The sequence below is a fragment of the Mycobacterium palustre genome (assembly GCF_002101785.1).
Classification (GTDB): Bacteria; Actinomycetota; Actinomycetes; order Mycobacteriales; family Mycobacteriaceae; genus Mycobacterium; species Mycobacterium palustre.
In genome coordinates this window covers 1-10,159 of the sequence record NZ_LQPJ01000123.1, presented here as the reverse complement: position 1 = coordinate 10,159, position 10,159 = coordinate 1, and the positions used below count along the sequence as shown (strand labels likewise).

At 70.0% G+C, this 10,159-nt stretch carries 9 protein-coding genes; 7 read left to right on the top strand and 2 right to left on the bottom strand.

Features of this window, described 5'->3' with window-relative positions; translation table 11 throughout:
• The 7 genes from mycP to AWC19_RS20245 form a co-directional block, all read left to right on the top strand.
• A partial coding sequence (gene mycP, locus AWC19_RS20275) for a type VII secretion-associated serine protease mycosin (protein ID WP_085079797.1) occupies window positions 1–1,057 on the top strand: 1,057 nt, incomplete at its 5' end.
• The gene (gene eccE / locus AWC19_RS20270) at window positions 1,054–2,637 is read left to right on the top strand and encodes a type VII secretion protein EccE (RefSeq protein ID WP_085079794.1); all 1,584 of its coding nucleotides are present in this window, start codon (window positions 1,054–1,056) and stop codon (window positions 2,635–2,637) included. The genes mycP and eccE, both read left to right, overlap by 4 nt.
• Window positions 2,638–2,691: 54 nt before the next feature.
• Window positions 2,692–4,530, top strand: coding sequence for a type VII secretion AAA-ATPase EccA (gene eccA / locus AWC19_RS20265; RefSeq protein WP_085079793.1), 1,839 nt, complete (start codon window positions 2,692–2,694; stop codon window positions 4,528–4,530).
• A complete protein-coding gene (locus AWC19_RS20260) occupies window positions 4,530–6,260 on the top strand; it encodes a serine/threonine-protein kinase PknH/PknJ (protein ID WP_245849181.1) in 1,731 nt (576 codons plus the stop codon). Before eccA ends, AWC19_RS20260 begins: the two co-directional genes overlap by 1 nt.
• A gap of 11 nt (window positions 6,261–6,271) precedes the next feature.
• The gene (locus tag AWC19_RS20255) at window positions 6,272–6,730 is read left to right on the top strand and encodes an Rv0361 family membrane protein (RefSeq protein ID WP_142281323.1); all 459 of its coding nucleotides are present in this window, start codon (window positions 6,272–6,274) and stop codon (window positions 6,728–6,730) included.
• A complete protein-coding gene (locus tag AWC19_RS29335) occupies window positions 6,727–7,188 on the top strand; it encodes an Rv0361 family membrane protein (RefSeq protein WP_142281322.1) in 462 nt (153 codons plus the stop codon). Before AWC19_RS20255 ends, AWC19_RS29335 begins: the two co-directional genes overlap by 4 nt.
• Complete coding sequence (locus tag AWC19_RS20245; RefSeq protein WP_085079790.1) at window positions 7,185–8,435, top strand: DUF7373 family lipoprotein; 1,251 nt, start codon at window positions 7,185–7,187, stop codon at window positions 8,433–8,435. Before AWC19_RS29335 ends, AWC19_RS20245 begins: the two co-directional genes overlap by 4 nt.
• A gap of 347 nt (window positions 8,436–8,782) precedes the next feature.
• Here the strand turns inward: AWC19_RS20245 and AWC19_RS20240 are convergent, their stop codons facing one another.
• Window positions 8,783–9,229, bottom strand: coding sequence for a nitroreductase family deazaflavin-dependent oxidoreductase (locus AWC19_RS20240; RefSeq protein ID WP_085079788.1), 447 nt, complete (start codon window positions 9,227–9,229; stop codon window positions 8,783–8,785).
• A gap of 10 nt (window positions 9,230–9,239) precedes the next feature.
• Window positions 9,240–10,079, bottom strand: a complete 840-nt coding sequence (locus AWC19_RS20235) for an NAD(P)H-binding protein (protein WP_085079787.1) — start codon at window positions 10,077–10,079, stop codon at window positions 9,240–9,242.
• Window positions 10,080–10,159: the final 80 nt, after the last annotated feature.

Genomic DNA, 10,159 nt, shown 5'->3' with positions numbered 1-10,159 from the left:
CCCGCCGCCACCCCCGGAGGCCGGCGCGATGGCGCCCTCCAATGGGCCGCCCGACCCGCAAACAGAAGACGAACCCGCGGTGCCGCCGCCCCCGCCGGGTGCACCCGACGGTGTGGTGGGCGTCGCCCCGCATGCGACCGTCATCTCGATACGTCAGTCTTCGCGCGCCTTCGAGCCCGTCAATCCGGGCCCGGGCGACCCCAACTCCGACGAGAAGGTCAAGGCCGGCACCCTGAACACGTTGGCGCGGGCCGTGGTTCACGCGGCGAACATGGGCGCCAAGGTGATCAATATTTCGGTGACCTCATGCCTGCCGGCCGCCTCTACGACCGACCAGCGGGCCTTGGGAGCGGCGGTGTGGTACGCGGCGACGGTCAAGGATGCGGTGATCGTGGCCGCCGCGGGCAACGACGGGGAGGGCGGTTGCGACAACAACCCGATGTATGACCCGCTGGACCCCTCGGATCCGCGGGACTGGCATCAGGTCAAGGTCATCTCGTCGCCGTCGTGGTTCTCCGACTATGTCTTGTCGGTGGGTGGTGTCGACGCCACCGGCGCGCCGATCGACAAGAGCATGTCCGGTCCCTGGGTTGGCGTGGCGGGCCCCGCCACCCACATCATGGGCCTTTCGCCGCAGGGCGGTGGCCCGGTCAACGCCTACCCGCCGTCCCGTCCGGGCGAGAAGAACATGCCGTTCTGGGGGACCAGCTTTTCGGCTGCCTACGTCAGTGGCGTCGCGGCGCTGGTGCGCGCGAAATACCCTGAGCTGAGCGCCCATCAGGTGATCAACCGGATCGTGCAGTCGGCGCACAACCCGCCCGCCGGCGTCGACAACAAGGTGGGCTACGGGATGGTCGACCCCGTCGCCGCGTTGACGTTCAACATCCCGCCCGGCGACAAGATGCCGCCGGGTGCGCACAGCCGGGTCATCACCCCGGCGCCACCCCCGCCGCCGCCGGACCACCGGGCGCGCAACATCGCCATCGGCTTTCTCGGCGCGGTGGCCGCCGGTGTCCTGGTGGCCGCCGTCGGCGCGCGGCTGCGGAGGGCCCGATGAGATCGCGGCTGACCGGCTTCAGCGCGGGCAGCAACCGGCGGGTCGTCGGGGTGGTGGCCGTGTTCCTGCTCGCCGTGGCGGGCTGGGCGGCCGGCGGCTACATCGGCGCGGCGGTGGCCGTGGTGGTCGGCGTCGCGCTGGTGTTCGTGCCCTGGTGGGGCCAGCCGGCGTGGTCGTGGGCGGTGCTGGCGCTGCGCGGCCGGCGCCCGATCACCTGGAGTGATCCAATCACGGTGGCCAGCAACCGATCCGGCGGCGGGGTGCGCGTCCAAGACGGTGTAGCGGTGGTGGCCGTGCAGCTGCTCGGCAGGGCACATCGCGCGACCACGGTGACCGGATCCGTGACCGTCGAGACCGAGAACGTCATCGACGTCACCGAGCTGGTGCCCATGATGCAGCACCCGCTGGGCCTCGAGCTCGAATCGATCAGCGTCGTCACTGTCGGGTCGAGGTGCGGCAACCTCGGCGACTACCCGCGGGTGTATGACGCCGAGATCGGCACCCCGCCATACGCGGGCCGGCGCGAAACATGGCTGATCATGCGGCTGCCGGTGATCGACAACACGCACGCCCTCCGGTGGCGCACCACCCTTGGGGCCACGGCCATCTCGGCGGCGCAGCGGGTCGCCGGGTCGCTGCGTTGTAATGGGTTGCGCGCCAAGGTGGCTACCGCGACCGACCTGATCGAGCTCGACCGCAGGCTCGGATGGGATGCGGTGTCGGGCAAGGCGCAGAAGTGGAAAGCCATCCGCGGGGAATCCGGGTGGATGACCACGTATGCCTATCCGGCAGAGGCGATCAACTCGCACGTGATCGCGCAGGCCTGGACGCTGCGCGTCGACGAGGTCATCCAAAACGTGACGGTGTTTCCGGACGGTATGTGCACCGCGACGGTCACGGTGCGCACACCAACCCAGGCGCCTAGCCCGCCCAGCGTCGTTCTGCGCCGCCTCAACGGCGAGCAGACGGCCGCGGCGGCCGCCAATATGTGCGGTCCCCGCCCGTTCCTGCGCGGCCTGCGGCGCAGCGCCCTGCCGGACCAGCTGGCGATCGAAATCGGGCCGTCGGGGGTGCTGGTGGGCAAGCTCAGCAACGGGGACCGGCTGATGATCCCAGTCACCGACGCCGGTGAACCCAGCCGGGTCTTCGTGGCCGCCGATGACGCCATCGCCAAACGGATCGTGATCCGCGCAGCGGGGGCGGGCGAGCGGGTGTGCGTGCACACCCGCGACCCAAAGCGATGGGCGAGCGTGCGGATGCCGGCGGTCAGCGTGGTCGGCACCTCGCGACCTGCGCCGCGCACCACCGTCAGCGTCGTCGAGTACATCCCCCGGGCAGCTGGAGGCGACGTCGCCATATCGCCCGCGCCACGGCCGGCGACCGTGATAAACGTCGCGCCGCCCGGCACGACGCTTCCCGACGGACATGGCCAGGCGTTCGAGGTCGCCATCGAGCAGGTCAGCGGATCGATGGTGAAAGTCGCTGCGGCGGGCCAACATTGGCTGGTTGACGTGGATCTGTTCCGGGCGGAGAACCGGTATGTCAACCTTGAGTCGGTAGCGATGTCGTTCGCCAACTAGCGAGTCGGCGACGGGACCGGGTTCGCACGATCGGCGTGGAGGATGGGGTAGGCGATGGGCGATTTGCTCACGGCGCGTAAGCATTTCGACCGCGCCATGGCGATCAGGGAAAGGCAGGGACCCGCGGCCGCCTTGCCGGAGTTCGTCGCCGCCACCGAGGCGGATCCGTCGATGGCCGACGCCTGGTTGGGCCGCATCGCATGCGGCGACAACGACCTGGCGTCGCTGAAAAGGCTCAACCACCACCGCGAGTGGTTGCACCGTGAGACCACCCGGATCGGGCGGACCCTGGCCGCGGAGATGCAGCTGGGCCCCTACATCGGCATCACGGTGACCGACGCATCGCAGGTGGGCCTCGCGCTGTCGTCGGCACTGACCATCGCCGGCGAGTACGACGAGGCCGAAAAGGTCTTGGCCAACCGCGAACTCCTGGATTCCTGGGGCAACTATCAGTGGCACCAGCTCGCCCGGGCGTTTCTGATGTACACCACGCAGCGCTGGCCGGACGTGTTGCTGGCGGCCGCCGAGGAGCTGCCGCCCCAGGCGATCATCATGTCCGCGGTGACGGCGTCGATCTGCGCGCTGGCGGCCCACGCCGCCGCCCATCTCGGTCAGGGCCGGGTGGCCCTGGACTGGCTGGATCGCGTCGACGTGATCGGCCAGAACGCATCGTCGGCGCGGTTCGGCGCCGAGGTGCTGACCGCGTCCATCGGCCCGGCTGACATTCCGCTGCTCGTCGCGGATCTGGCATATGTGCGGGGCATGGTGCACCGGCAGCTCGGCGAGGAGGACCGCGCCCAGGTCTGGCTGTCGAAGGCCACCATTAACGGGGTGCTGACCGAGCCCGCCAAGGAGGCGCTGGCCGACCCGAACCTGCACCTGGTGGTGACCGACGAACAGACCATCGCCAGCCGCACCGACAAGTGGGATGCCGCCACGGCGAAGAGCCGCGAGCAGCTCGACGACGCCGACGCGGCGGAGCGGCGCGCCGAGTTGCTGGCCGAGGGGCGCGCGCTGCTGGCCAAACAGGTTGGCCTGGCGGCGGTCAAGCAGGCCGTCTCGGCGCTGGAAGACCAGCTCGAGGTGCGCATGATGCGCCTCGAACACGGGCTGCCGGTGGAGGGCCAGACGAACCACATGCTGCTGGTAGGGCCGCCCGGGACGGGCAAGACGACCACGGCGGAGGCGTTGGGCAAGATCTATGCCGGCATGGGGATCGTGCGCCACCCCGAAATCCGCGAGGTCCGCCGATCGGACTTCTGCGGCCACTACATCGGGGAATCCGGGCCCAAGACCAACGAGTTGATCGAAAAGTCGCTTGGCCGAATAATTTTCATGGACGAGTTCTACTCGCTGATCGAACGTCACCAGGACGGCACGCCGGACATGATCGGCATGGAGGCCGTCAATCAACTGCTCGTCGCACTGGAAGTCCACCGTTTCGACTTCTGTTTCATCGGCGCCGGCTATGAGGACCAGGTGGACCAGTTCCTCACGGTGAACCCCGGTTTGGCCGGGCGGTTCAACCGCAAGCTGCGCTTCGAGTCGTATTCGCCGGCCGAGATCGTCGAGATCGGAAGCCGCTATGCCGCACCGCGTGCCAGCGTCCTCGACGACGGCGCGCGGGCGACGTTTCTGGACGCCGCCACCACGATCCGCAATTACACGACGCCCGGTGGGCAGCACGGCATCGACGCCATGCAGAACGGCCGGTTCGCCCGCAACGTCATCGAACGCGCCGAAGGATTCCGCGACACCCGCGTGGTCGCGCAGAAACGGGCGGGTCAGCCGGTGACGGTCGAGGACCTGCAGATCATCACCGCCGCCGACATCGAGGTGGCGGTCCGCAGCGTGTGTTCGGACAACCGCGACATGGCCGCCATCGTCTGGTAATGGCAATGCTGGCAACGGGTTCGGTGGTTTGTGGTTACCGCATCCAGCGTGTGCTGGGCAGCGGGGGGATGGGCGCGGTCTACCTGGCCGACGATCCGACCTTGCCGCGGCAGATCGCGCTCAAAGTGCTCTCGGCCGAACTGTCGCGTGACCCCGACTTTCGGGCCCGGTTCATCCGGGAGGCCGACACCGCGGCCGCGCTCGAGCACCCGCAGATCGTGTCCGTCTACAACCGCGGCCACACCGACGACGGCCAGCTGTGGATCGCCATGCAGTTCGTCGACGGCGCCGACGCCGACGCCGCGCTGCGCGACGGCACCATGACCCCGCCGCGCGCGGTGCACATCATCGGCGAGGTCGCCAAGGCACTCGACTTCGCCCACGCCCACCACGTGGTGCACCGCGACATCAAGCCCGGAAATTTCCTGCTGTCCGGGCCGATCGGCCCGCGCGAACGCGCCCTGCTCGGCGACTTCGGGATTGCCCGCGCCCTCGACGACGCCGGGCTCACCGCGACCGGCTCGGTGATGGCCACCATCGCCTACGCGGCGCCGGAAGTGCTGTCCAACGCGCAGATCGACGGCCGCGTCGACATCTACTCCCTCGGGTGCGCGCTGTATCGCCTGCTGACGGGCAAAACCCCCTTCCCGGCCGGCAACGGGGCGGCGTCGGTCATGATGGCCCACCTGTTCAGCCCGCCGCCACGGGTCACCGAAGCCGTGCCCTCGCTACCGGCCGCGCTCGACCACGTCATCGCCATCGCCATGGCCAAAGACCCCACCGCCCGCTTCCCCTCCGCCGGGGCGCTGGCCGAGGCGGCGGCCGCCGCCCTGCACGACCCCACGCGGCAGGTGCCGCTGCCCCCGGTGCCGCGCGGCGAGGTCAGCCCCTACCCGCCCGCTGGCCCGCCCGGCTCGCCGTGGTGGGAACACAGCGGCCCGCGCACCATGGCCTCCTGGCCGGGCACGGCGCCACCGGTGCCGCCCGGCCGACCTCCCGCAGCGCCGAAGCGCCGACGCCGGATGGTGATCGGTGCCGCCGTGGCCGCCGTGGTGGCGTTCGCGACCGCCGTCACCGTGGCGGCATGGCCGGCCCAAAACCCCGACGGCAGCGCGGGCGGGCCGCCGCCCTCCCCGCAGGGGCCGCCCGCCACCGACGTCACCGCCGCCCAGCTGCGGCCGATCCTCTTGACCGGCAACGAGATCGCCGGCGCCGCCAACGGCCAGTCGGTGGTGCTCGAAACCGATGGCACCAGCCTTTGGGACGACACCGCCACCGTCGACAATCCGCAATGCCTCGGGGCCTGGGCCCCGGCGCAGCAGGCGGTCTATGCCCGCAGCGGCTACACCGGTGTGGCCGCGCAGCAGCTCCGCTCGCTGAACGAGACCGCGTGGCAAGACAGCGTCAGCCAGGCCGTCATCGCCTTCCCTTCGCAGGACTCGGTCGGGATTGCGTATGTCAATCAGCGCGGCCAATGGGGCCTTTGCGGGGGTAAGCCGCTCACCGTGACGGCGCCGGGCCAGCCGCCTCAAACCTGGGACTTCGGCCAGCCGGTCACCACCTCCGGTGTGCTCACCCTGACCGCCACCTTGCGCGGCGGCACCGCCACCTGCCAGCACGGCCTGCAGGAGCGCGGCAACGTCCTCGTCGACATCCGGCAATGCCGCACCGGCGGCGCCGACGTCGCCGCGCTGGTCGCGGCGACCTCCGCCAAGGTGCCCCGCCAATGAGGGGGTCTAGAATGCCCTCTGCCGCAAGGACTTTAGCGGCGTGTCTGGCGGCCCTGGCCAGCGCCGCGTGCTCGGTGGTCACCGGCGGCACGCCGATCACCGCGCACCCGACGACGCCGGCCGCCGCCACCGCGGCGGCGCCGAGCAACGCGCCTCCGACGGTCTCCGCCGAAGACCAGGTCCGCCAGACCGTGATGGCCTTCCAGGACGCCTACAACACGCAGAACTGGGACGCCTACACCGAATTGATGTGCTCGGCGATGCGTGCCCAATTCACCGGCCCCACTATGGGTTACGTCAAGAAGGGCCGGGCGCAAAACGGGCTCACCACCATCAAGATCACCTCGGTGACCGTCACCGGCGACGACGCCACCGCCACCATGGACGTCCAGAACGAAGTTCTTGGGTCGGGGACGCTCAGCTTGCCGCTCAAGCACGAAGACGGCTGGAAGGTCTGCAAGGTATGGTGACGACTCGAATCGCCGCGCTGTTCGCCGCCGCGGTCACAGCCGCGTGCTCGACGGTGACCGGCGGCACCCCCGCGACGTCCCATACGAGCGCTTTAAGCTCCGCGACCGTGGCTGCTCCGGGCACCTCACCCGCACCGTTGCCTCCCGTCACGCCGTCGACCGAGGATCAGATACGCCAGACCATGATGGCGTTCCAGGACGCCTACAACACCCAGAACTGGGAGGCCTACACCGACCTGATGTGCACCGCGATGCGGGCCCGGTTCACCGGCCCCGTAATGGATTACGTCAAGAAGGGTCGCGACCAGACGGGGCTCACCACGATCACCATCACCTCGGTCACCGTCACCGGCGACACCGCCACCGTGGCGATGGACTCGCGAAACGAGGCCGTGGGGAGCCGCGCGGTAACCATGCCGCTCAAGCACGAAGACGGCTGGAAGATCTGCATGCTGTGAAACTCCCAGCGACACAGAAGAATTGGCGCGCGGTAGCCGCGCTGCTCGCCGCCGTCCTGGCTGGATGTGCACAGGTTACCGCCGGCAGCCCGCGCCCCGCGCCGTCAAGCCGCCCGACACCGGTCAACGCGTCGGTGCTCGACCCGGGCAAATACCCGACGAGCCCGGCGCCCCCGCTCGGCGACGCCGGATCCGATCATGCCGGGCGCCTGGTCGAAGGCCGCCGCATGGCCGCGTACGTGGTGGGCCCCTGGCAAGCCGACCCCACCCTGATCAGCCCCGTGTCGAGCAACTCGGCCACGGTGATCGAAAATTTCGAGCAGCTCGCCCAGGTCGTGTGGACCCCGATCGTGGGCGGCGCCTTCCGGGTGCCCTTCGTGGTCGGCTTCATGTCCGAACGCCAAGCCGCCGGCGCCAATCCGCAGACGTCGCTGCGCAACGCCGTCCTGCGCTTCGCCGATCCCACCGCCGCCACCGCCGCCGCCCAGGGCATGCACGACCGCGCCATGCACATGCCGCGGGAACCCAGCGTCACCCCCATTGTGACCGAAGCCGAACAGGCCATCCCGATCCCCGGGCACCCCGACGCCGCGGCGACACTGTTGACCTTCCAGGAAGGCTCCCAAACCGTCCGGGAGCTGACGACGCTCACCGCGCACGGACCCTACGTGCTCGTCCAGGTCGCGCGCTGCGCGGGCGGCGCCGACTGCGAAACCCCGCTCGCCGCGCGCACGCTCGACCTGCAAATCCCGCTGATCGACGGCTTCGCGCCCACCGCCGCGAACCAATTCCCCGCGCTGCCAATGGATCCCACCGGCCTCGTCGCGCGCACCCTGCCGTTGCCGCCCGACCAGGCGACTTCCACGACGGGGGCGGCCTACCCGCCTGCGGGCGCGCTGCACCTGGAAAACGACCCGGTCCAGGTCGGGCCCGCGCTGAGCGCCGCCGGCGTCGACTACGTCGCCACCAACCTGACCACCGTCTATCAAGCCAGGGATGCCGCCGGCGCGCAGTCCCTCGCCCAGACCTACGGCGACATCGCCGCGAAAACGCCTGGCGCGCAGGCCGGCCCGCCGGTCCCAGGACTGCCGCAAAGCCGCTGCACCCGGGTCGCAGGAGCCAACGGGCTGGTGCCGCGCTACTGGTGCCTGGCCGCCGCCGACCGCTACACCATCAAAGCGGTCGCCCGCGAGCTCGACAACGCACACCAGCAAGCGGCCGCCCAGTACCGCATGCTCACCGGCTGAGGGACGCCAAAAATTCGTGCGGGGTCGGCCCCACAGGTCGGTTCAGACTGAAGATCGCCAGTGGACCGGGGCCTTCACCGGTGTTCCCTCGCCGCGCCTCGACCCTAAGGACCTCGCGAAAGAGCACCGACGCCGGCCACCGGCAGGCGAACGCAGCACTGAACGAGCTCAGGCGGTTCAGCTCACTGCTCGAAGATCAGATGCAGCGAACGAGCACCGGAACGTTTTCGGCCACCGACCAAGAGGGCACCGTCAACGTGATCCTCAACGGGGGATCAGGCGCTGACCGGCCTGTGGATCGAGGACGGCCTGCTGCGGTTGGGCGCCGAAACGGTCGAACAGCTGCATCACCCGGTCGCCGGCTCGAATCGGAACACGGCGACCCGGCCCGCCAGCGCCTCGAATTCGTCGGCCGTGCCGTCGCGCACCATCCCCGATCGCTTGGCGAACGAGACGCCGACCGGCACCTTGACGGCGAACTCCCGCAGCACCGGACGGGCCTCCTCGGGGCCGAGTTCGACGATCCTGACCCGCCGCGAGCGGCGGCCCCGGCTCAGCGTGCCGGTGCCCGCGGCGCGGGCGTTCGCGGCCCAGTCGGCGCCGGGATAGCCGGCCACCACGTAGAGGCCGCCCCGAAACTCGAACGGCGTCATCGGGGTGCTGCGCGGGCGGCCCGATTTGCGGCCGGGCACCGTCAGCACCATGGCCGGGCCGGTCGGTATCCCGAGTCGCTGGACCGCCATCATCACCTTGTTCATCGGCTTGAGGTAGCGCGGGGGGCGAGGTTCGGACATGGCTTGCTCCTTAGGATTTCGTAAACAGGTCGCGGTGCCGGGACACCCATTGGGCGAACGGGGTCGCCGGGCGCCCAAGGATCTTCTCGATATCGTGGGTGACGAGCGCGGGCTTGTCGAGCGTCTCGGCGAGCATCGCCATGTAGGCGTCTGCGAACTCCGCGCCGAGCCCGATGCCGATAAACCGTTGGCGCACCAACTCGTTGGGGGCCTCCAGGTACTGCAGCCGCCGGCCCAGGACCGCGCCGATGACCTCGATCAGCTCAAAGTTGGTGAATGCCTGCGGGCCGGTCAGGGGGATTCGCTGCCCGACAAGCTCGTCGGTGAGCAACGCCCGCGCGGCGACCGCGGCGATGTCGCTCTCGACGATCGGGGCGGAGGAGGCCGCCGCGTAGGGCCCGGCCACCACGTCGCCGGCGCGCAGCTGCGCCGACCACATGCCCGCGAAGTTCGTCGCGAACACGCTGGGGCGCAGGCTCACCCAGTCCAGCCCGGATTCGACGGCGAGCTGTTCGACCTCCTTGTTGCGGTCCCCGCGAACACGTGAGGGCTGCCGAGAAAGGTCGTCGTCGGCGTTGATCGCCGACAGCGCCACCAGCTTGCCTACTCCCGCCCGCACGCATTGGGCCACCACCTCAGCCAGCCCCTCACCCAGCGCGCGGGAATTGAGGAACACCGCCGAGGCCCCGGGCAGCGCGTCGGCGGCCGAGCCGACCACCTCGACGCTCGAGGGAAACCCGGCCGTGTGCGGGGTGCGGCTGACCGCGCGCACGCGGGTGCCCGCGGCGACCAGTTCGGCGACGAGCGGGCGCCCGACGTTGCCGGTCGCTCCAGTGACGACGATCGTCATGATGCCCTACCTTTCGGACTGTCGGTTGATGGTTCGGGCCAGGAGTGCGGGATGATCAGCCGGTGCTGGTGAGGCAGGTA